This is a genomic window from Xenorhabdus griffiniae, assembly GCF_015163655.1.
Taxonomy (GTDB): domain Bacteria; phylum Pseudomonadota; class Gammaproteobacteria; order Enterobacterales; family Enterobacteriaceae; genus Xenorhabdus; species Xenorhabdus griffiniae.
The window spans coordinates 1-21915 of record NZ_JADEUF010000018.1 but is presented as its reverse complement, the minus strand read 5'-3'; the positions used below and the strand labels follow the sequence as shown (position 1 = coordinate 21915).

Here is a 21915-nt window from a genome sequence, read left to right as displayed (position 1 = left end):
AGCTGTGATTTTTTGTGTTTCATAAATAATTGATATTTAATGATATTTATTTTTTCGTTTAAATATTTTTCATGATCATTTGAAAAGTGTTAACTAGATCAAAAAAATGGAAATAATCTGGATTGTTATGGAACATAATTAATCAATATAAAATAAAAAATGATATTGATGATGATGATTGATAACGGGCTGTAAGGTTATATTTTATTCAGATGAAGAGGGGGAATATGTCTTTTTATGCAATTTATAGATAATGGGATTACATACTCTTACAGAGAGTAAAACAAAACTTTCCTCTATTTTGAGAGCAAAAAAATGTTTATAACTGGCGATGGGTTTTGATAGGCAGATTAAAAGCTTGAATAGAGGTCTTTATCAATTTGTGTTTAGGCTTTACATCAAAAAAATAAAATGTCAAACTCGAACTTGACGATTTTTCGTATCGATGTTATTTCCACAATTGGATAGGGTATATCTGATTATTTAACTATATGTTGATATAAAACTATTCGCACCTTCAAATATAGTTGTCTTCTTTATCCTATTTTTTTAGGAAGATCTTCTGTATTTATTATATGGGTGAACATTGGAATCATTCTCTCACCAATAATGGGTTGTTAGACAGTTCATGGTTGTATTAGCCAAAGGATTCAAATATGAGTAAGAATAGTCCAGGTAGCGTAGCTCCGAAAGAAAGAATTAATATTAAGTATGTTCCTAATAATGGTGACCAGACTTCAGAAGTTGAATTGCCTCTGAATCTTCTGGTTGTGGGTGACTTGAAAGGAAAAAGCGAAGATACGCCAATTGAAGAACGGCAGACAGTTTCTATCAATAAGAACAACTTTAATGCCGTAATGAATGAAGCGAACATCAACCTAACTTTTAACGTTCCTAATCGTCTCGATGAAAAAAGCGAAGAAGAGCTGCCAGTTAATCTGGAAATAAAATCACTGAATGATTTTTCGCCAGATAATATCGCGAAGAAAGTGCCTGAATTAAATAAACTTCTCGAACTTCGTGAGGCATTAGTTGCATTAAAAGGCCCATTGGGAAATATCCCAGCATTTCGTGCTCGTTTGCAGTCACTGCTGGATGATGAATCCGTTCGTGAGCAACTCCTGAAAGAACTTGAAATCGTCAATAAAAAATAACTGGTTAAAGGAATTTTTAAATGGCTCAGCACGAAGAAAACAGTACAGCTATTGCTTCTGGCGCAACGACTTCCTTGCTTGATGAAATTATGTCTCAAGCGAGAATGACTCCGGAAAATGACGGCTACTATATTGCTAAACAAGGTGTCGCTGCGTTTATCGGTAGCATCCTGGATACTGGCTCTAACGATGAACCCATCAACAAGCTGCTTGTTGATAAGATGATCGTTGAGCTGGATAAGAAGCTAAGTGAGCAGATGGATGAAATCATGCACGCTAAGCAGTTCCAGGAATTGGAATCTTCCTGGCGTTCACTGAAAATTTTAGTGGATCGCACTGATTTCCGTGAAAACATCAAAATCAACATTCTTCATGCGACTAAAGATGAATTGTTGGAAGATTTTGAATTTTCTCCTGAAATTATTCAGTCTGGCTTCTATAAACACGTTTATTCTGCAGGCTACGGCCAGTTTGGTGGTGAACCTGTTGCTTCCGTCATCGGTAACTACGCGTTCAACAACACTACGCCTGATATTAAATTGATGCAGTATGTCAGTTCGGTGGGCGCGATGGCTCATGCGCCATTCCTGTCTTCTGTTTCACCGGAATTCTTTGGTATTAACAGCTTTACTGAGCTGCCTGCCATCAAAGATCTGAAATCTGTCTTCGAAGGTCCTTCACATACTAAATGGCGTCTGCTGCGTGAGTCAGAAGATTCACGTTACTTAGGTCTGACTGCACCTCGCTTCTTGCTGCGTCTGCCTTATTCCAGTGTTGAAAACCCAATCAAAAACTTCAACTATCAGGAAAATGTCAGCCGTGACCACGAACATTTCTTGTGGGGCAATACAGCGTATTTGCTGGCTAGCTGCCTGACTGACAGCTTTGCTAAATACCGCTGGTGTCCAAACATCATTGGCCCGCAGAGCGGTGGTGCAGTCAGCGATCTGCCTGTTCACCTGTATGAAGCAATGGGGCAGATTCAGGCGAAAATCCCAACAGAAGTTTTAGTCACTGACCGTCGTGAATTCGAACTGGCTGAAGAAGGCTTTATTACCCTGACCATGCGTAAGGGTAGCGATAACGCGGCATTCTTCTCGGCAAACTCAGTTCAGAAACCAAAAGTGTTCCCAAATACCCGTGAAGGGAAAATTGCGGAAACCAACTACAAGTTGGGTACCCAGCTTCCATACATGTTCATCATCAACCGTCTGGCTCACTACATCAAAGTGTTGCAGCGCGAACAGATCGGTTCCTGGAAAGAGCGTCAGGATCTGGAACGCGAACTGAACATGTGGCTGAAACAGTACATTGCTGATCAGGAAAACCCACCCACTGACGTTCGTAGCCGTCGTCCTCTGCGTGCTGCTGAGATCAAGGTTCTGGATGTTGAAGGCGATCCAGGCTGGTATCAGGTGGCGATGCAAGTTCGCCCGCACTTCAAATACATGGGTGCAAGCTTCGAACTGTCTCTGGTTGGACGTTTGGATAAGGAATAATCATGGCTGCGCTGTACAGTTGGAACAGAGGCAGCTCTGCCAGTCTGTTCGAGCGCATTCAAGGGAAGAGCTCCGGCTCTTCCCGTCAATCAAGGATGCGTGCACTACTTGATTCTATCAAGAAGCATTTGAATGAAGTGCTGAATTCCCGTCCAGGTGCTTGCCAAAGTTCCGTTGATTTAGGTGTCATTGACCTCAATGACGCGACCGCGACATCGGTGGATTTCAAGCAAAGTATCGAATGGGCGATTGAAGAGTGCATCAGAAATTATGAGCCAAGAATATCAGCGGTTTCTGTCAGTGCCATCAATGATGATTCAGATCCGTTGCTGTTGAGCTTTCATATTAGCGCTGAAATCTCTCTGGATGATATCAACGACCTTGTGGAATTTAGCATCCAGTTGGATAACAACCGACGCTATTGCCTGGAGCGAACTCAATAAATGTCATTTGAAAAATATTTCAGAGATGAGTTGAACTATCTGCGACAACTGGGGAAAGAAGCCGCAGTTGAGCGTCCTCATCTTGCCGCATTTCTATCAGAACAGGGTTCTGACCCCGATGTTGAGCGTTTGCTTGAAGGTTTTGCCTTCCTGACGGGCAACCTGCGGGCAAAGATTGATGATCAATTCCCTGAATTGACCCACGGCCTGCTTAATATGCTGTGGCCGAACTATCTGCGTCCAACGCCCAGTATGACCATCATTGAGTATACCCCGGATGAGAGCGTAGTAACGAAAGCGACACAGGTCAAGCGTGGCACGCAGATTATGAGTCATTCGTTGTCAACTCAAGATGATATTTATTCGAACGAAAAATCGGACGGCAAAAAAGACGATCATGATCGCTGTACGTTTACGCTCTGCCGTGATGTCTGGCTTTTTCCACTTTCTATTCGTGACATTACGGTCAATAACAGTAATGAAACCGGAATTATTGGTCTGGATTTTACATCGAAAACAGAACTGAATCTGCATGAGTTGGAGCTGGACAAACTGCGTTTTTATTTGAGCGGTGATAACTATACCACCTCCCAGCTCTATTTCTGGCTTTGTTACTATTTCAGAAAAGCAGAGTTAGTGGCAGGCGATACCGTGATCCCTCTGCCAAGTTTTGATTTTGTGCCGGTGGGATTTGAGCGAGAAGATGCGTTACTGCCTTACCCGAAAAACGCCTATATGGGATATCGCATCTTGCAGGAATATTTCTGTTTCGCGGAAAGTTTTCTGTTTTTTGATGTGAAAGGCTTCCCGAAACTGCCGGAAGATCTCAAGACCAAAGATTTCAAACTGAATTTACATTTTTCTCAGGCATTGCCACCTGAAGTCAAGATTCGCTATGACACCTTTCGTTTGCACTGCACACCGGCAATCAACCTGTTCCCTATGGACAGTGAAGCAATTGAACTTAATGGTAGCCAGACTGAATACCCATTGAAAGCCAGTTACAGTTTTCCAGATAACTACGACATTTTCTCTGTTGATGGCGTAGAAAGCTGGCTGACAGGGGAAAATGGTGAACGCAGTCGTGCCCGTATTGGTGAGCGAGTGTATACCCCGTTTGAAAGTTTCAATCACCAAATCGATAACGAAGACGAACGCTCGATGCGTTATTACCGTATTCGGGTAAAAGAGTCTCCTTTCCGTCGGGGGCTGGAACATTTCATCTCATTGGTACGGGGAGATGAGGCCGACTTGCTCAGGCTCAAGCTGAAAGAAAATGTTTCTGTTAGTTTGACCTGTACCAACCGTGAATTGCCTTTAGAGTTGCGGGTTGGAGACATTAATTACCCTTCAATCGGTAGTCCGTCATTTGCGACATTCCGCAATATTACGCGGCCATCAGTGCCTCTCTATCCCTTGTTGGATGGGGGCTTGCACTGGTCACTACTGTCAAATATGTCGCTCAACTATATGTCATTGTTGGATAAGGACGCATTGAAGCAGGTGCTGCGTACCTACGATTTCCCAAGTATTCATAACCGACAGTCCAAGCGTTCATCGCAAAAACGGCTTGATGCTATTGAAAAAATTGAAACAGAGCCGACAGATCGTCTGTTCCGTGGTCAGCCTGTCCGTGGATTGCGCTCAACGCTGTATATCCGGCAACAGGCATTCAGCTCAGAAGGCGAGCTTTATCTGTTCAGTACGATTCTGTCACGGTTTTTCTCACTGTATGCCAGCGTCAATGCGTTTCATATGTTGAAGGTAATCAATTTAGATAATCAGGAATGTTATGAATGGCCGGTACAGATAGGTCAACACTCGTTGATGTAATCACTGAACAGGATCCTGCCACGCCACTGGCATTGGATATCTCACAGTACAATTTTTACCAGTTGGTTGAACTGCTTAACCAGCTGGCGATAGCGTGGGATAAAACCGGAGAGACAGATCGTCCCGATCTGGAATCTATCCGTTTCCGTTCCAGCGCCAGTCTGGCATTTCCGACTCGGGATGTAATCTCGCTTAAGCAAGCCAAAAAGGGATACTTCGAACTGGAAGTTTCCTTTATGGGATTGCATGGCAGCCAGTCCCCGATGCCAGGCTATTATCTGGATTCACTGGCATGGGAAGATGCCCACGGGGAAAACCGTCTGACGGATTTTCTCAACATTTTCAACCACCGTTTAATTACGATCCTGCATCAGATTTGGCGGAAATACCGTTATTACATCTGTTTCAAGAAGGGTGGGGAAGATTATTTTTCTCAACGTATGTTCTCACTCGTTGGGTTAGGCAGTGATGTCAACCGTCGGATGCTGAACATCAACCACAGCAAAATGCTGGCGTATGCAGGATTGCTGGCAAGCCCCGGACGCTCGCCAGAAGTCATATGCAGCCTTGTTTCCCACTGTTTTGATTTGCAGGACGTCACGCTGCACGGCTGGCAATTCAGGAAAGTCATCATCCCGCAGGATCAGCAGAACCGTCTGGGAGGAACCAATAAGGGCCTGAAAACGGTTGATAACGAGTTATCGGTATTGGGAAAAAACTTCACCATTGGTTCTTGGGTTGGGGATTACAGCGGTAAATTTTTACTTAGTATCAATAACTTGCCTCGTGATCGGTTCCTCTCATTCTTGCCTGATGGCAAAAACTATCTGCCGTTGGTGATGTTCATCTCTTTTATCATGCGCAGTCAGTTTGCTTGGGAACTGCGTCTTAGTCTGGCTGAAAATCAGGTCAGCGGCATGGTATTGGGGGCACAACAGAATAACCACTTGGGGTGGACCAGTTTTCTCGGCGAACCGGAAAAGAAACCCTCTGTCATCATTTCAGTTATGGAATAACGACCATGGAAAAATATCAACCAATCCTTTCATTGCGGGTTCTTAACAGTGAACAGCTAGAAAGTGGTAAAGCCGCCAACTGCCAGTTCTCGACACAGGGTGGTACGGTCGGTAGTAGTGAAAGCCACCTTTGGTCTGTGCAGGATCAGCAGGGCAATGTCTGCCCGTCACAATTTGCCATTAAATGGCAGGATGGGGCATTTTGCCTGCAAGTCTTTGCTGAATCAGTACAAATCAACGATGCGACTTTGACGCCTGAGTCGGGTTTGATCCTGCTACAACAAGGCGATCAAATCAAAGTAGGTAATTTGTCGATCAAGAGCCATATCAGTTTTTCTGAGGCGGATCGTGTTGATCCTTCAATGATATCCCCTGAATCGTTGGTTTCCAGCTATAGCAATCCGCTGGATGCCATGATGGAAGGTGCCCCCCTACAAAAATCTGCGTTTGCCTACGATGAAGGTATTGCTCCAACGGTTATGCATCGTTTCAGTGATGATCCGCTGCGGGTGCTTGATAGCGAGAGCTTGACCACATTGAAACCCAAGGTTGAGGCTGATGATACGGAACAACTTTTGCCACCGGATCATTACCAAAATCCCCCATTTGCTAACCCTATTTCTGATAACCGAGGCAGTGTTATGGATCAGGAGTTCCTTGATTTACCGGACATCGATTCCGACAGACAGTACGAAAGTATGGATGTTGATCATGTCGCCATTACCCCGCTTATGCGTGGGCTGGAAGCTCGTTTGCCTTTGCATGACAGCCAGCAGGCGAATGATTTTCTGCAAGAGATGGGCAAGACCATGAAAGCGGCCATTGAGGGGTTATTGGCCCTCCAGCGTGAACAACATGGGTTGCGTGATAAACAGCTCCGGCCTATCGAAGATAACCCGCTGCGCCTGAATATGGATTATGACACGACCATGCAGGTGATGTTCTCTGATCAGAAAAGTCCGGTTCATCTCTCCGCACCGGCCGCAGTAGCGGAAAGCCTGCAAAACCTGCAATTACACTATCAGGCTAACCGAATTGCCATCTCGGCTGCACTGGACACCATGCTGGAAGCTTTTGCTCCAGAGCAATTGCTTCGTCGTTTCTCACACTATCGTCGTAGCAACGAAGTCAGGAATAAAGACGCATCCTGGGCTTGGGAAATGTACACCAACTATTACCGCGAACTATCTTCCAGTCGCCAGCAAGGATTCGAAAAATTATTCCGCGAGGTATATGAGCAGGCTTATGACCGCGCATTGCGTCAGGGCTTGGAGGAATCCAGCAATGACACATTCCGCTAGTCGCCGTGTATGGGCTGTAGGGATTTTATTGCTGTCAGTGATGTTGCTAAACGGCTGTAGCAGTGCATGGAACGCAACAAAAAAAGTGGGCCAGGTCATTTGGGACCCTTCCACACCGGTAGGTAAACCTGATGAGCAGGCTTCTGTTGCCAATATTACATTGCTGGCCGAACCCGACATCAACCCCAATGAAAGTGGTGAAGCGGCCCCTGTTGAAATGAATTTGGTTTATCTCAGTGAAGATTCGCGCTTTCTGGCTGCCGACTATGACCAGCTTGATAGCGACAAGCTCGAAAAAGCACTGGGGAAAAACTACATCGATCATCAGGATTACACCTTGTTGCCAGGGCAATACAAGCCTCTGGAACAGATCGCATTGGAAAAGAAAAACCGTTACATCGGTGTCATCGTTCACTATGCAGATGCAAATCAATCTGAATGGAAAAAGATCATCCGGGTAAAAGACATCGGCCGCCATTACCACATCTTGGTGCATGTCAGAAATAACGACGTCGAACTTAGAAAAGAGGAGGAGTAATCATGCCAGGCAAAAATCGGGTGATTTGGCACGAAGGGTTATTCATCAGACCACAACATTTTCAGCAACAACAAAAACATATTGATTATCTGGCACATAGCCTTGTTTCAGTATTGACACCATATGCTCACGGTTTTAGCGCCCTGAGTATTAATGATGATTTGCTCAAACTGGGACGTATCGGCATTACCGAAGCCAGTGGCATTATGCCTGATGGCACCGTTTTTTCTGCGCCTAGCCAAGACTTACTGCCAAAACCGTTGGATATCGAAAATGTCAATGACCTGAAAAGCAAGGAAGTGTATCTGGCCTTGCCTATGTCCAGCGATACCATTCGGGAAGTGGCTGATCAGGGAGCAGAAACACAAAGTGCGGTACGTTATCGGGAACTTCCTACGGATGTCCGTGACCTCCATACCAAAGGCGGTGACTCCTTTTCTCTTAACCTTGCCCAACTGACACCCGTTCTGATGCAAGGTTCTGAAGATATGAGTGCTTACACTGCTATTCCACTGTGCCGCATCAAAGAAAAGCAAAAAGATGGCAATATTGTTCTGGATAACGATTTTATCCCGACCTGTTTGTCGATCTTCGTGGCGGACAAACTCAAGCGTTTCATGGTGGAAATTGATGGCTTGCTGACCGAACGCTCAAGAACACTGGCTAAACGCATTGGTTCGCCAGGTCAGCAAGGGGTAGCGGATGTCGCAGAATTTATGATGTTGCAATTGCTCAACCGCGTTCAGCCGTTGTTCAGCCATTATGCTAAACAAACCGTTTTGCACCCACTGCATTTATATACCGAGTTACTCCAGACTTGTGGCGAGTTGAGGACATTCACCGATTCTAGCCGCCTGCCAGGGAATATAATGGGGTATGACCATAATAACCTGACCGATACCTTCCAGTCTGTGATGATCGCGATCCGTGATGCATTGAATGTGGTTCTGACTCCACGTGCAACTTCGATTGCGCTGAAACAGAACGAAGGTGGCATTCGTGTGGCAACGCTTCACGACAACGATCTGTTGCGCAAGGCCGAATTCGTATTGGCAATCAGCGCCAGCACACCGCAGGAGCAGTTGCGTCGCCAGTTCGTCCAGCAAACCAAAGTCACATCGATGGAAAAGATCCGCGATCTGGTCAGCGTCCAGTTGCCGGGCGTGCCATTGATTGCCCTGTCTGCTGCACCTCGTCAATTACCGTATCACTCTGGATATACCTACTTCCGTCTGGATCAGAAAAGTCCGGCGTGGAAAGAGATCCAGCAAGGAAATTCCATCGCGTTCCACGTATCAGGGGATTTCCCTGACTTAGATATGCAGCTCTGGGCTATCAGGGGCGGTAAGGAATAATCATGAGTGATATCAATGTTGACAGTCCGTCACTGGAAAAGTCTGAAACGCTGCAAGCGTTTCAGCGCCAGTACCAGCTACCGTTGCGTGGTGAAAGCCTCAACCCAATGATCGATGCCGCCACCCCTTTATTGGGGATGGTCTTGCGTTTGCAGGATATGACTGATCAGGCACTGCCAGACAAGCTTTACCAACAAGTTGTTACTGACATTCGCGCCATTGAGCAGTATCTGCAAACCAAGGGTTATGAGCCTGGCGCGATTGTTTCATTCCGTTACGTACTGTGCACCTTCATTGATGAAACTGCGTTGGGGCACGGCTGGAACAGCCAGAATGGCTGGTTGAAGCAATCACTGTTGGTGCACTTCCACAATGAAACTTGGGGAGGGGAGAAGGTTTTCGTATTGCTTGAACGTTTAATGGGAGAGGCACAGCGCTACCAGCATCTGCTGGAGTTCATTTACCTCTGTCTCTGTCTGGGGTATCGCGGGCGCTACAAAGTCAGCACACAAAAAAACGATGACTTTGAGCGCTTGTTCCGTCGGTTGCAGCAACAACTTCACTCACTGCGCGGGGATACTCCGCCGACCACGTTGTATGTCAACGTCAACGAGAGTAATGCGCGTTATCGCTTAAGCAGACGATGGACTATCAAGCACCTGTTTGTGATTAGCGTGGGCGTACTGGTGGCTGTTTACAGCTTTTATGCCATTCGCCTCGGTGATCAGACCCAAGACATATTAAAGCAGCTAAGTAACTTATTAAGATAGGAAGTCGCCATGATCCAGATTGATCTGCCTACCCTTGTAAATCGTTTAAACCCGATGACCCGCCATGCACTGGAAGCTGCGGCGGCATCCTGCGTCAGCCAGCAACAACCTGAAATTACGGTTGCGCAGCTGCTGCTCCAAATGATCGATACGCCACTCAGTGATGTGCGACTCATCCTCAGTAAAGCAGACATCGATAAAGATCTGCTGAAAGAACAGCTCGATCAGGTAATGACGCACCATCAATCGCTTGTGCAGACCTACCCCAATTTTTCCCCAATGTTGGTGGAGTGGTTACAGGATAGCTGGCTGTTGGCTTCCACAGAGATGCAACACGGCGAACTGCGCAGCGGCGTTATGCTGATTGCGTTGCTATTTAGCCCGCTGCGTTACTTGGCACCACAAACTGCGCGTTTGCTGGCCGGTATTAACCGTGAATTATTGCGCCAAAACTTTGCAGAATGGACGAATGGTTCGGCTGAGCAGCCTTTTGCGGACAACAGTAATCAAGATGGGCAGGGCGTACATCCGGCAAACAGTGACAGTTTGCTGGCACGCTTTACCCAGAACATGACCGAACAGGCACGTCAGGGCAAGCTTGATCCGGTTTTATGCCGTGATAACGAGATCGATCTGATGATCGACATCCTTTGTCGCCGCCGCAAAAACAACCCTATCGTGGTAGGTGAAGCGGGAGTCGGCAAAAGTGCCCTGATTGAAGGTTTGGCATTGCGCATTATTAACGATCGCGTACCGGAAAAATTGCGCAACAGTGAACTGATGACATTGGATCTGGGGGCATTGCAGGCAGGGGCAGCGGTTAAGGGTGAATTTGAAAAACGCTTCAAAGGCATCATGGCTGAAATTAGCCAATCGGCAAAACCCATCATCCTGTTTATTGATGAAGCTCATACCCTGATCGGTGCGGGCAATCAAGCGGGGGGATTGGATATCTCCAACCTGCTGAAACCGGCTTTGGCACGTGGTGAGCTGAAAACTATCGCAGCCACCACATGGAGCGAATACAAGAAATATTTTGAAAAAGATGCCGCGTTGTCCCGTCGTTTCCAACTGGTGAAAGTTTCTGAGCCAACAGCGGATGAAGCAACCGTCATCATGCGCGGCTTGCGTGCTATTTACGAGCAGGCGCATGGTGTGCTGATTGATGATGAAGCCCTGAAAGCCTCTGCGGTATTGAGTGACCGTTATCTTTCCGGTCGCCAATTGCCGGACAAAGCCATTGACGTGCTGGATACGGCCTGTGCCCGTGTTGCTATAAATCTGACTTCACCACCGCGTCAGATCTCCTCGCTGACGACTGAACTGCACCAGATGCAAATGGAAATCGATGTGCTGGAGAGGGAGCAACGCATGGGATTGAACATCCACGCTGAGCGACTGGAGGCGTTGCAAAACCAGCAGAAAGACGTTCAGCAGCAACTCTCCGCGTTAGAAATTAGCTGGCAACAGCAGCAAGAGTTGGTGAAACAAATTATCGAACTGCGCCACCAGTTACTGGCTAATGATACTTTCGTTGCAAATGCGGTTGAAGAAATTGCCGACGAACAATCCTTGATCGAAAAACTGGCGACGCTCAACACCCGATTGGCAGAACTACAGCAGAAGCAAACACTGGTTTCCCCACATGTGGATAAAACCCAGATTGCGGCGGTGATTGCCGAGTGGACGGGCGTGCCATTGAACCGCTTGTCACAAAGCGAACTATCCATCGTCACTGAATTGCCTGTTCACTTGGGACAAAGCATCAAGGGGCAGGAAATTGCGATCCAGTGCTTGCACAAACACTTGCTGACTGCCAGGGCTGATTTGCGTCGTCCGGGGCGTCCTCTTGGGGCATTCCTGTTGGTAGGACCAAGCGGTGTCGGTAAGACAGAAACCGTCTTGCAAATTGCGGAACTGATGTTTGGTGGCCGTCAATACCTCACCACCATCAACATGTCCGAGTTTCAGGAGAAACATACGGTTTCCCGTCTGATCGGTTCACCTCCGGGTTACGTAGGATATGGCGAAGGTGGTGTACTGACCGAAGCCATTCGCCAGAAACCGTATTCAGTTGTCTTGTTGGATGAAGTGGAAAAAGCCCACCCTGACGTATTGAACCTGTTCTATCAGGCTTTCGACAAAGGGGAACTGGCGGATGGAGAAGGACGCATTATCGACTGTAAAAACGTCGTGTTCTTCCTGACATCAAACCTGGGCTATCAAACCATCGTAGACAATGCCGAACAGCCGGCGCAGATCAACGACCTGCTTTACCCTGAATTAGCGGCATTCTTCAAACCCGCATTGTTGGCGCGTATGGAAGTGATCCCATACTTGCCGTTGGGCCATGAGACGCTGAAAACCATTATTCAGGGCAAATTGGCTCGACTGGATACCCTGCTGACTCAACGTTTCAACGCTGAAGTCACCATCAGCGATGAGGTGTCTGAAGAGATCCTGCAACGTGCTACCCGCGCGGAAAACGGTGCCCGTATGTTGGAGTCCATCATTGATGGCGCACTGCTACCGCCGGTGTCATTACTGCTGTTGCAGAAAATGGCTGCGGGTACACCAATCAAGGCGATTCACTTAACCGTGGTTGAACACGAATTCCGTGCAGAGGTTGAGGAGGCAGAATAATGAAACAGCGGCTGAAAAGCGCGTTAGCGTTATTGGAAAATGACACTGTAGAACAATTGGTTGACCATTTTTTGCAGGTCAGCCATAGCTCGCGTTTTGATGCCCTGTTGGTTTTCCTGCTCAACATCAACGAAAACAGGTTGGAATGCTACAACTTGCCGGAGACTCAGCAAACCAGTTCGCGTCGATTACAGGTGGACATTGAAGACGTCAATAACCCGTTGATACAGGTACTACGCAAGGGAACCCCGACTATTTGGGATTCCCTTAATCACGGGGTACGCATTGACGAGTCTTATTTCCGCACGTTTATTGCAGAACTCCCGCATAACTGTGGGTTGTACGGCATTCCCCTGTTTGACTGCAACGGGCAGGCTTGTGGTGTGATCGCTATCTTTGCCGAAAATGTCCGCCATTTCACCAACAATGAAAACATGTTCGGCATCTATTGCCATGTCATGCAACATCGCCTGAAAAAATTGCAGGAACTCGAACAACTGCGGGGACAGTTACGCCAAATCCGCCAGGTATTTCAGGTTCAACGCCAAAAAGAAAAACAATTGGATGAATTGCTGGCTTCCCTGAGTGAATCGAAAAACCCGGCGGCAGTTAGCAGTATCTCCGTGGATTACAGTCACATCGATAATCTGCCAAAGGCCATAGAAGAATTTGAAAGTGCCGTGTTGATTCAACGTCAGCGTCAGTTTGGCAACGACACCAGATTGATCGCACAAAGCCTGGGGCTTGCTCAGCGGACGTTGGTTTACAAACTGGCTAAGTACGGGTGTAGATTATGAATATTGTCTTAATTATCAGTTCATTGCTCGCTTCATTGACAGGGAACCCCAAGCTTGCAGAGGTGGCAGAACCAAAGGAAGTGGTTGCGGTAAAGGAAGAGCAAAATTTAGATGAGTTGCATAAATGCCGCTTTGAGCCGTCTCCTCTTATTCGGCTGGCATGTTATGACAAAGCGTTGAATAACCTCAAGTTCAAAACGGTGCAAATCCCTATCGAAAATATGGGACCTCTATGGCGGCAAGCGATGGAACAGGAGATGAAACGTACCGATTACTCGACCAGCTTCATTGTGACGCAGGGAGAGAATGGTGCGACACCGATTATCTTGACCACGCCCGCGATTGGAGTACCTCCTCCACGTCCCGTATTAATGCTGAGTTGCATTGACAGTATCACCCGCTTGCAGGTGGCACTGCCTAAGCCCGTAGAGTCAGGGGTTGTCACGGTGGCAACAGACAGAACCGAATACCGTACTGAATGGTTCGTGCGGGAACAGGGTTATTTATGGGAATCCAGTCGTGGCTTACCGGGCATTGAAGAAATCAAGCGCCTGATGAAAAGCGATCGGATGAGTATTACAGGCAGTAATGGTAGCCAGATAACCTTTAACATTTCTCAGTTGGAGCAGGCAGCGAAGCCATTACGTGCTGCTTGCCGTTGGTAATCGACATGGACATCAGAACACAATTCGATTGGTTCGGCTCCCTGCTGGCCCCCCTGTCCGACGAACAGATTGGTAAGGCACTGGGAGATAACGAACCCGCATGGGAATACATTGACGGCGAAATGATCAAATTTGGTTCGCTGTCACATGGCTCGCTGGATGTTGAAGAGATCCAGCGTCAGGCACTGCAATTATTGAGTGAAAACAGCAAAGATTTTCGGTTGATGGTTCATCTGCTGCGTACCCTGCAACATGCTGGCAACGCGGCGGAACTGATCCTCGCAATGGAACTGCTGACCGAATATGTCAAAAACTACTGGGAAAAAGCCTGGCCAACCAAGCCACAGTTAAAACGTCGGCTGGCACAGCAAGTTCTCAAGCGTTTCGACTCCGCCCAGGGCAGTTTTATTGAACAAGCAAGCAAAAGTGAACGGGATGATGCGCAAGGCGCGTTAGCACATCTCGCGCAATGCTGGCATACCCATGAACCTGAGCTTGCTAAAGATATCGACCAACTGCGCGTTCGTTATAACCGTCAGCCAGAAGCCGTCCCTGTGGAGACAAAGCCTGCACCTGCTGTGGTGCCAGCGTCCTCTTCAGCTGAACCCATGGCGCAAACGCCACCGATGCCAGACGTTGACGTTAACAGTTCGAGCGAAAAAGCGTGGAAGCAGACTTTGATGACCGTCGCAGATCTGCTGTGCGAACGGCATCCCGAATTGCCTGTTGGTTATTCCCTGCGTCGTCACGCGGTATGGCACACCATCACCACGGCACCGATGGCGAATGCAACAGGCAAAACCCCTTTGGCACCCACTTCCGCCGATCGTACAGCCGATTATTTGGCGAGATTACCGCTGGCGGACAACAAATTGCTCCAGCAAATTGAGCAAAGTTTGACGCTTGCTCCTTACTGGCTGGATGGTCATGTCATTGCCGCACAAGCCGCATTGCAATTGGGGTACGGGAATGTCGCTCAGGCTATTCGTGGTGAGCTGAATGCCTTTCTGGAACGGTTGCCCGTGCTGAAAACCTTAAGTTTTTCTGACATGAGTCCGTTTATTTCCCCTGAAACCCTCGACTGGCTCACGCCTGAGCCTGTGGCTACGGGTAAGGGTTCCGTTTCTGCTGATCAGGAAGCTATCTGGCAATGTTTCCAGCAACAGGGATTGGAAGCAGCCTTGAAAATGCTGGAAGAACATCAGCAACAGTTAACGGAGCCACGGGATCAATTCTATGGTCAATGGCTCAACGCCCAATTGCTTGAAGAAGCCGGCATGACCGCACTGGCTCAACAGCATTACCGGAATTTGTTACACACGGGACAACACATGCAACTTACTCAATGGGAACCCAGCCTGCTGGCTTTATTGGCTGAAAAACTCCCTTCTCCTCTCAAGGATACGGCTTCAAACAGGAGTGTTAACCCATGAAATGGCCCTCTTTGTCATCTTTGGCTCCATTGAAATCAGCCTTGCCAACACTGGCAAAGTTTAAATCTCTGCCACGCCTCAAGGCATTGATGGCACTGATTCTGGCGCTTATCCCCTGCTTGCTGTTAATTGCGGTCTGGTGGTGGGGGCCGGAATGGAAACTGCGCAACGATTATCCACTGGAAAGCCTCGCGGCACGCTGGCTGGCAACAATTATCATTGTCATGATGGTCGTGTTCTGGGTTGGCATAAAAGCATGGCGTCGCTTGCGGACACTGGAAAAACTGAATCTTGACGTTGAACTGAAAGTGGTTGATCCGGTACGGGTGGATATTGAACATCAAGATCGCTATCTCGATCACTGGAAATCCCAGTTACAACGCCATCTGGATTCGTACAATTACCTGTATGAACGTCCGTGGTACATCATCGTCGGGAGCCAAAAAAGTGGTAAATCCTCGCTGATCAAGGAGGGTTATAAACTCTCTGAAATCGCGGCACCGGAATATTTGCGTCAGGATGGCGAGGTGCCTCTGATGCTGCGTTGCTGGTTAGGGGAAAAAGCGGTCATCATCGATCCGAAAGGCCAGTTAATTGACCAGCCCGTCCCGCTTAACAGCGACAAACCGCAAATCAATAGCCGTCTGTGGGAAGCCTTGCTGAATTGGTTAGCTGAAAACCGTCAGCGCCAGCCTCTCAACGGCATTATCCTGACCGTGGATACTTTGCGTCTGATGTCTGATAGCCGTGAACAGCGCGAACGCTATGTGAGGGAGATCCACCAGCGCCTGCAAGATATTCGCCTGACTTTCCACAGTCAGTTACCGCTTTATCTGGTGATGACCAAGATTGATTTATTGCACGGCTTTGAGGCGATGTACCAGTCCCTGGATCGCAAACTGCGTGACCAGATTTTGGGTGTGACCTTCAGCCTGAATAACCGCGATGAAAAAGCGTGGCGCAGTGAACTGGAAGCATTCTGGAAACAGTGGATGAACAACCTGAATGTGGCGATGCCGGACATGATGCTGAACAATGTGGACGCCAACCAGCGCCGCGCCCTGTTCAGTTTTACCCGTCAGATTCAGGGGCTGTACAGCTATGTCACTCAGATGCTGGAAGATATTCTGTATAACGATGAACACCATCGCCCCACTTTGCGTGGTGTCTATTTGACATCAGCTCATCAGCGGGGACAGATGGATGACTTGTTCACCCAGTCCGCTTCGGCCCAGTATCACCTGGGATCGCAGGCGTACCCGACCTGGCCGGCGGGCGATACCCTGCCGTACTTCACCCATTCGCTGTTCGAAAATGTCTTGCTGGCCGAGCCTAACCTGGCGGCGGAAAACCGCATCTGGCTGAGCCGCAATCGGCGCCAGTTGTATACCTTCTCCGTGATCAGTGCATCGGTCATTCTGGCGATGTGGGGAGGCTGGCATTACTTCTACCAGAAAAACTACCGGGCCGGTGAAGAAGTGTTAGCGCAGGCGAAAAATTTCTTGTCCGTCCCGCCACCGAAAGGGGATGACCGTTACGGTAACCTCCAGTTGCCGCTGCTTAACCCCATTCGGGATGCTACCTTGGCTTACGGTAACTATCACGACAACAAATCCTTCCTGACTGACATGGCGTTATACCAGGGGGGCGGAGTCGGGCCGTATGTGGAAGGCACCTACCTGAAACTGCTGGAGCAGCGTTTCCTGCCGGCATTGATGCTGGGATTACTGGATGATTTAAATCAGGCTCCGGCTGGCAGTGAAGCGAAGCTTGAGATCTTGCGTGTGATGCGCATGATGGAAGACGCCAGCAAGCGTAACAGTGGCCTGGTGGCTCAATATATGCGTGAACGCTGGAGCAAGGCGTTCCACGGTCAGCGTGATGTGCAGGAGGCATTGCTGACTCACCTGAACTACGCGCTGGAGCGGACGGATTGGAAGGAAAAACGGGATAACGGTGAACAGGATGCAATAGATCGCTTCGTCCCGTTTGTCAAACCGATCCGGCAGGCGCAACAGGAGTTGAAAGCGCTTTCCGTCAACCAGCGGGTGTACCAGAACCTGCGTATCAAGGCTCAGGACGCTCTGCCTGCGCCGATCAACTTGCGCGACCAGATTGGTCCGAGCTTTGACAGTGTGTTTGTAGCCAGCAACGAAAAACGGCTGGTGGTGCCGCAATTCCTGACTCGCCACGGCTTGATGGATTATTTCGTCCAGCAGGGCAATGAGTTGGTGGAGCTGACGGCAATGGATAGCTGGGTGCTGAACATCAAGAATAACAGCTCGGAGAAATACGGCGAACAGGCGCCGTCACCGGTGAACGATAAGTACAGTGACACCGATCAGTCGCGGATCCAGCGCGAAATCACCGAACTGTACGTGGCTGAATACACCGCGACCTGGCGGGCCGCGATGAACAACCTGGAAGTGCGTGACTTTGATGACCTGCCGCAAGCTATCAGTGCCATAGAACAGGTGATCAGTGGTGAGCAGCCCCTCAAGCGGGCGCTGCAAATCCTGAGCGACAACACCACGCCGCCGCTGATAAACAACTCGCTGAGTGACAAGGAAAAACAGGCGCTGACGTTAAAAGAAGACTACCGCCTGTTAAACCGCATTAGCCGCGACTTTGCCCCGGAAACGGGGGTGCTGGTGGAGCATGGGGATAAGGGCAGCACGTTGCAAAGTGTTTACCAAAAACTGATGGCCCTGCACCGTTACCTGCTGGCGATCCAGAACTCACCGGTCCCGGGTAAGGCCGCCTTGCAGGCCGTTCAGATGCGTCTGGACAAGAACAACAGTGACGCCATTTTTGAAGTGCAGCAGATGGCGAAGAACCTGCCGGAGCCGCTGAACCGCTGGGTGGGCGAATTGGCTGAACAGGCGTGGCGCGTGGTGATGATGGAGGCGGTCCGCTCGCTGGAAGTGGAATGGAACGACACGGTGGTCAGGCAGTACAAAACCTATCTGGCGGGGCGCTATCCGTTCAACCCGCATGCCCGTGAAGAAGTGCCGTTGAGCGAGTTTGACCGTTTCTTCCGGCCGGGCGGGACGCTGGACGCTTTCTATCAGCAAAGCCTGAAACCGTTTGTGGAAAACAACCTGACGACGGGCACCGACGGCAAGATGCTGATCCGTTCCGATGTCATGAAACAGCTGGCGGTGGCGAACCGGATCCGCACTACCTTCTTTACCCCTCAAAACGGCCTCGGTACTCAGTTTGCCGTGGAGCCGATAAGCCTGAGTGGCAACAAACGTCGGGCCTTGCTGAATCTGGACGGCCAGCTGGTGGATTATTCCCACGGGCGCAGCAATGTGGCACGTCTGGTCTGGCCCAACTCGATGCGTGCCGGCACGGAAAGCCAGCTGACGTTGATGCCGGCGAAAAGCAATCAGGCGCCGCGCGCGGTCAGCTTTAGCGGCCCGTGGGCCCAGCTGCGGCTGATTAACAGCGGCAAGCTGACTAACGTCCAGCCCGGTTTCTTTGATGTGCGCTTCAGTGTCGATAATGGCGAGATGACCTACCGCATCTATGTGGATGAATCGGATAACCCGTTTGCCGGCGGGCTATTCAGCCAGTTCAAACTGCCGGACACCCTGTATTAGGGGCCGGCAGCGCATCCGTTTTAAGAGCCACCCCGCCCCCTGCCTTCGGGCAGGGGTTTTTGTAAGGAGAAAAGCGAGAAGATGAGCGAACAGCCTGAAAACCTTATCATCCGGGCCGGCGGCAGTCCGCTGAATTTGCCGGAATTTGCCGTTATCCGTGATGAAATCAATAAAACCAGCCATCCGGCGCAGCCAGAAGTGAACTGGCCGTTGGTGGAATCCCTGTCCCTGACGCTGTTCAAAACCAACGGGGTCGATTTACAGACCGCGATTTACTACACCCTGGCGCGGATGCAACTCAACGGGCTGTCGGGGTTCACCGAGGGGTGTGAACTGCTGGCGGGGGTTATCGTCAGTGAATGGGACACCCTGTGGCCGGCCCAGCCGCAGGTGCGTACTGACCTGCTGGAGTGGTTCCATGCCCGTACTGGCAGTGTGCTGCGTCAGTGGGATTTTGCCGCCAGCGACTTGCGGATGATTTACCGCGCCGAACGGGCCCTTCAGCTGATTATCGACCGGTTGCAGCAGTCCGACCTGAAACGCCTGCCGCGGGTGGAAAACCTGTTGTGGTTCTTCCAGAACGCGGCGAAAAAACTGGAAAAACCGCGGCAGGCGGCGAAACCGGTGTCACAACCGGTGCAGATGCCGCCGCTGGTCTACCTGTCCCAGTCGGACGCCGAGCCGGAAACGCCCCCGCCGCCCCTGCGCCATGATCCGCAGCCTGTCCCCGATAATCAACCGCGGGTGCGGGTTCAGTTTCCTGAACACCCGCCGCAGGGACTCACGGCGTGGCAGGGCTTTGGCCTGGGCGCCCTGTTGGGTTTATTGGTCCTGGCGGGCGGCTGGTTGCTGTGCTACAAGCCCCTGCAACAACAACTCCAGGCCATCACCGACCACCCCGCGGGGGCCAGACTGGCGTGGCTGTATCAGCCGGAACTGACCAGCTATACCCGCCAGCTGGAACAGCTGGCAGAAACCTCGCCCCGGGCGACCTGGGAGACGGCCCGCCGCCTGACGGCAACCGCGGAACAGCAGTGGCCGCAATCCCCCGTCCAGCAGCAGGCAACGCGCCACTGGCAGCAGCAGGTGGCGGCCCAAATTGACAGCGTACCGCTCACCGGCAGCTGGCATGCCACCCGCGACCAGCTTCAGCAACTGGCGGACAAAATCCTGTTGCAGGAGCGTACCCGTGGCAGCTTCACCCTGTCCTACCTGAAAACCGCTATCTATGACATCCAGCGCAGCCACGGCAGTGACGTGCCGCTGGAAGAACAGTTGCGCCAGCTGAGCGTCTATGCGGCCAAAGGGGAACGGGCGCCACCGGTTCTGCTGAAAGGCATTGATGACCGTTTTAACGCCCTGCTCGGCCGCTATGACCGGCTGCGTCAGGCGACCGAGCAACGGGCAAGTCATCACACTCAGGCGGCCGACCATCCGGCCAAAGACCAGACGCCTGCCGTGACACAGGACGGCGGGCATTAATCCGGGAGACTTCCGATGTCATTGAAAAAACACATGACGACACTACAGCAAGGGCAGTCACTGCTTCAGCAGGGCGCGTCCGCCACCCGCGTGGCCTTGCCGACGACGGGGATTGCGGGGCCGGTCGGGGCCGCTACCACCGGTGGACCGGGACTGGCCGAACGGGCTGCCAGCGGCCAGCATGCCGCTCTCAGCGCGCTGCAAAAAGCCAGCCAGGGGCTGCTTGGCGGGGGGGACAGTAATCCGAGTGGCCTGCAATTTACCCTGACGGCGGGCGGCTTGCCGCCGCAGACCTTTGTCGTCACCGATTTTACCCTGAATGAACACTTTTCCCAGCCGTTCACGCTGGATGTGGGGCTGGCGAGTGCCGATCCGTCCCTCGACTTTCCGGCCGTACTCGACCGCGCCGCCACCCTGACCATCACCCGGGAGGGGGTAGAAAGCCGCAGTATCACCGGAATGGTCGCCAGCTTTGAACAGGGAAATACCGGGTTGCACCAGACCACTTACCAGATGTGTATTCGTCCTGACCTGTGGCGCACCACGCTGCGGCAAAACTCGCGCATCTTCCAGCAACTGAACATTGTGACCATTATCACCACGATTTTGAAAGAGCACGGTATCCGTGATGTCGTTTTCAGTCTGCGCCACGCCCACCCGGAGCGGGAATTCTGTGTGCAATATCAGGAAAGTGATTTTGCCTTCCTGCAACGGCTGACGGCGGAAGAGGGGATTTTCTACTTCTTTGAATGTGGCAACGGGCGTAACACCCTGGTGTTTGCCGATGATGCCGGCTCGGTGCCGCCGGGCCCGGTGTTCCCTTATCAGCCGGGGGACGCGAGTACCGTGGGGGACCCCGCCATCAGCAGCCTGACCTGTCGCGCCCAGGTGCGGCCGGCCCAGGTGCAACTGAAAGATTACACCTTCAAAAACCCGGCCTGGCCGGCCGAGTTCCGGGCGCAGATGAAAGAAGAGACATTGCAGGAAAGCTACTACGAGCACTACGACTACCCGGGGCGTTTTAAGGATGAGGCGCACGGGAAAGAGTTTACCCGTTACCGGCTGGAAGCCCTGCGTAACAACGCGTTGACCGGTCAGGGCCGCGGTAACGCCATTGCCATTCAGCCAGGCAAATTATTCACCCTGAGCAACCACCCGCGCGCCGATCTGAATCAGCCGTGGCAGGTGGTGGGCGCCTGTCATACCGGTAGCCAGCCCCAGGCGCTGGAAACCGCCAATAGCGGTACGGGCACTACCCTGCACAGCCACTTCCACTTTATCCGCCATAACCAGCACTGGCGCCCGACGCCACTGCCCAAACCGGTCATCGACGGCCCGCAAATCGCCAAGGTCGTGGGGCCGGCCGGCGAAGAAATCTTCT

16 protein-coding genes are annotated in these 21915 nt (G+C 50.6%); all 16 read left to right on the top strand.

The features are described 5' to 3' along the window. Positions 1-656 precede the first annotated feature (656 nt). Positions 657-1154, top strand: coding sequence for a type VI secretion system contractile sheath small subunit (tssB, locus tag IQ211_RS04930; RefSeq protein WP_189759235.1), 498 nt, complete (start codon positions 657-659; stop codon positions 1152-1154). A gap of 20 nt (positions 1155-1174) precedes the next feature. Then, the gene (tssC, locus tag IQ211_RS04925; RefSeq protein ID WP_189759234.1) at positions 1175-2653 is read left to right on the top strand and encodes a type VI secretion system contractile sheath large subunit; all 1479 of its coding nucleotides are present in this window, start codon (positions 1175-1177) and stop codon (positions 2651-2653) included. A 2-nt stretch (positions 2654-2655) separates the two neighbouring features. Beyond that, the gene (gene tssE, locus IQ211_RS04920) at positions 2656-3096 is read left to right on the top strand and encodes a type VI secretion system baseplate subunit TssE (protein WP_189759233.1); all 441 of its coding nucleotides are present in this window, start codon (positions 2656-2658) and stop codon (positions 3094-3096) included. Then, positions 3097-4929, top strand: coding sequence for a type VI secretion system baseplate subunit TssF (gene tssF, locus IQ211_RS04915; RefSeq protein ID WP_189759232.1), 1833 nt, complete (start codon positions 3097-3099; stop codon positions 4927-4929). Then, entirely contained in the window at positions 4893-5945 is a 1053-nt protein-coding gene (tssG, locus tag IQ211_RS04910; RefSeq protein ID WP_189759231.1) for a type VI secretion system baseplate subunit TssG, read from the top strand. The genes tssF and tssG overlap by 37 nt, the downstream gene beginning before the upstream one ends. A 5-nt stretch (positions 5946-5950) precedes the next feature. Then, positions 5951-7246 carry a type VI secretion system-associated FHA domain protein TagH gene (gene tagH / locus IQ211_RS04905; RefSeq protein WP_189759230.1) on the top strand — a complete coding sequence of 432 codons (1296 nt, stop codon included), beginning with the start codon at positions 5951-5953 and terminating at the stop codon, positions 7244-7246. Next, the gene (tssJ, locus tag IQ211_RS04900) at positions 7230-7784 is read left to right on the top strand and encodes a type VI secretion system lipoprotein TssJ (protein ID WP_074024608.1); all 555 of its coding nucleotides are present in this window, start codon (positions 7230-7232) and stop codon (positions 7782-7784) included. The genes tagH and tssJ overlap by 17 nt, the downstream gene beginning before the upstream one ends. A gap of 2 nt (positions 7785-7786) precedes the next feature. Beyond that, a complete protein-coding gene (gene tssK / locus IQ211_RS04895) occupies positions 7787-9139 on the top strand; it encodes a type VI secretion system baseplate subunit TssK (RefSeq protein WP_189759229.1) in 1353 nt (450 codons plus the stop codon). A gap of 2 nt (positions 9140-9141) precedes the next feature. Next, positions 9142-9909, top strand: a complete 768-nt coding sequence (icmH, locus tag IQ211_RS04890) for a type IVB secretion system protein IcmH/DotU (protein ID WP_223281665.1) — start codon at positions 9142-9144, stop codon at positions 9907-9909. Positions 9910-9918: 9 nt separating this feature from the next. Beyond that, the gene (tssH, locus tag IQ211_RS04885; RefSeq protein WP_189759228.1) at positions 9919-12552 is read left to right on the top strand and encodes a type VI secretion system ATPase TssH; all 2634 of its coding nucleotides are present in this window, start codon (positions 9919-9921) and stop codon (positions 12550-12552) included. After that, positions 12552-13349 (top strand): Fis family transcriptional regulator, encoded by a 798-nt coding sequence (locus IQ211_RS04880; protein ID WP_189759227.1) that lies wholly within the window; start codon positions 12552-12554, stop codon positions 13347-13349. Before tssH ends, IQ211_RS04880 begins: the two co-directional genes overlap by 1 nt. Then, entirely contained in the window at positions 13346-14014 is a 669-nt protein-coding gene (gene vasI / locus IQ211_RS04875; RefSeq protein ID WP_189759226.1) for a type VI secretion system-associated protein VasI, read from the top strand. The genes IQ211_RS04880 and vasI overlap by 4 nt, the downstream gene beginning before the upstream one ends. Positions 14015-14019: 5 nt before the next feature. Beyond that, entirely contained in the window at positions 14020-15447 is a 1428-nt protein-coding gene (gene tssA / locus IQ211_RS04870; protein ID WP_189759225.1) for a type VI secretion system protein TssA, read from the top strand. Beyond that, positions 15444-19052: a type VI secretion system membrane subunit TssM gene (gene tssM, locus IQ211_RS04865; RefSeq protein WP_189759224.1), complete on the top strand. Its 3609-nt coding sequence runs from the start codon at positions 15444-15446 to the stop codon at positions 19050-19052. Before tssA ends, tssM begins: the two co-directional genes overlap by 4 nt. A gap of 81 nt (positions 19053-19133) precedes the next feature. Then, entirely contained in the window at positions 19134-20534 is a 1401-nt protein-coding gene (locus IQ211_RS04860) for a VasL domain-containing protein (RefSeq protein WP_189759223.1), read from the top strand. A gap of 15 nt (positions 20535-20549) precedes the next feature. Next, positions 20550-21915 (top strand): type VI secretion system tip protein TssI/VgrG (tssI, locus tag IQ211_RS04855; RefSeq protein WP_193836331.1); only part of this gene is annotated, 1366 nt, incomplete at its 3' end.

What these genes read in the sequence shown, in the direction of transcription:
- tssB (WP_189759235.1), top strand. Translation starts at nt 657, where the DNA reads ATGAGTAAGAATAGTCCAGGTAGCGTAGCTCCGAAAGAAAGAATTAAT.
- tssC (WP_189759234.1), top strand. Translation starts at nt 1,175, where the DNA reads ATGGCTCAGCACGAAGAAAACAGTACAGCTATTGCTTCTGGCGCAACG.
- tssE (WP_189759233.1), top strand. Translation starts at nt 2,656, where the DNA reads ATGGCTGCGCTGTACAGTTGGAACAGAGGCAGCTCTGCCAGTCTGTTC.
- tssF (WP_189759232.1), top strand. Translation starts at nt 3,097, where the DNA reads ATGTCATTTGAAAAATATTTCAGAGATGAGTTGAACTATCTGCGACAA.
- tssG (WP_189759231.1), top strand. Translation starts at nt 4,893, where the DNA reads ATGGCCGGTACAGATAGGTCAACACTCGTTGATGTAATCACTGAACAG.
- tagH (WP_189759230.1), top strand. Translation starts at nt 5,951, where the DNA reads ATGGAAAAATATCAACCAATCCTTTCATTGCGGGTTCTTAACAGTGAA.
- tssJ (WP_074024608.1), top strand. Translation starts at nt 7,230, where the DNA reads ATGACACATTCCGCTAGTCGCCGTGTATGGGCTGTAGGGATTTTATTG.
- tssK (WP_189759229.1), top strand. Translation starts at nt 7,787, where the DNA reads ATGCCAGGCAAAAATCGGGTGATTTGGCACGAAGGGTTATTCATCAGA.
- icmH (WP_223281665.1), top strand. Translation starts at nt 9,142, where the DNA reads ATGAGTGATATCAATGTTGACAGTCCGTCACTGGAAAAGTCTGAAACG.
- tssH (WP_189759228.1), top strand. Translation starts at nt 9,919, where the DNA reads ATGATCCAGATTGATCTGCCTACCCTTGTAAATCGTTTAAACCCGATG.
- IQ211_RS04880 (WP_189759227.1), top strand. Translation starts at nt 12,552, where the DNA reads ATGAAACAGCGGCTGAAAAGCGCGTTAGCGTTATTGGAAAATGACACT.
- vasI (WP_189759226.1), top strand. Translation starts at nt 13,346, where the DNA reads ATGAATATTGTCTTAATTATCAGTTCATTGCTCGCTTCATTGACAGGG.
- tssA (WP_189759225.1), top strand. Translation starts at nt 14,020, where the DNA reads ATGGACATCAGAACACAATTCGATTGGTTCGGCTCCCTGCTGGCCCCC.
- tssM (WP_189759224.1), top strand. Translation starts at nt 15,444, where the DNA reads ATGAAATGGCCCTCTTTGTCATCTTTGGCTCCATTGAAATCAGCCTTG.
- IQ211_RS04860 (WP_189759223.1), top strand. Translation starts at nt 19,134, where the DNA reads ATGAGCGAACAGCCTGAAAACCTTATCATCCGGGCCGGCGGCAGTCCG.